This is a genomic window from Metapseudomonas resinovorans, from assembly GCF_002003485.1.
Taxonomy (GTDB): Bacteria; Pseudomonadota; Gammaproteobacteria; order Pseudomonadales; family Pseudomonadaceae; genus Metapseudomonas; species Metapseudomonas resinovorans_D.
The window spans coordinates 1-598 of the sequence record NZ_BDMA01000122.1 but is presented as its reverse complement, the minus strand read 5'-3'; the positions used below and the strand labels follow the sequence as shown (position 1 = coordinate 598).

The window sequence follows — 598 nt, the reverse complement described above, 5'->3', positions numbered from 1 at the left end:
CGCGGATCGCGAAGCGCAGGCCATCTTCCATGGCGATCGGAGCGATCAGGGTGACAACCATCTTGATGTTGTCGCCCGGCATTACCATCTCAACGCCTTCCGGCAGTTCGCAGTTACCGGTCACGTCAGTGGTACGGAAGTAGAACTGCGGACGGTAGCCCTTGAAGAACGGGGTGTGACGACCACCTTCTTCTTTGGACAGCACGTACACTTCGCACTCGAACTTGGTGTGCGGCTTGATGGTGCCCGGCTTGGCCAGAACCTGACCACGCTCTACGTCGTCACGCTTGGTGCCGCGCAGCAGGACGCCAACGTTCTCACCAGCACGACCTTCGTCGAGCAGCTTGCGGAACATTTCAACGCCGGTGCAGGTGGTCTTGGTGGTCGGACGAATACCGACGATCTCGACTTCTTCCTGAACCTTGACGATGCCACGCTCCACACGACCGGTTACCACGGTACCGCGACCGGAAATGGAGAACACGTCTTCGATCGGCAGCAGGAACGGCTGATCGATGGCACGCACCGGCTCCGGAATGTAGGAGTCCAGGGTCTCAACCAGCTTACGAACGGCGGAAACGCCGATTTCGTTGTCGTC

General features: G+C 59.2%; 1 protein-coding gene. It reads right to left on the bottom strand.

Annotation, left to right across the window (positions count from 1 at the left end; genetic code table 11):
• Positions 1-598, bottom strand: a 598-nt coding sequence (locus MnOB_RS28500) for an EF-Tu C-terminal domain-related protein (protein WP_265093698.1), incomplete at both ends; no start/stop codon positions are given.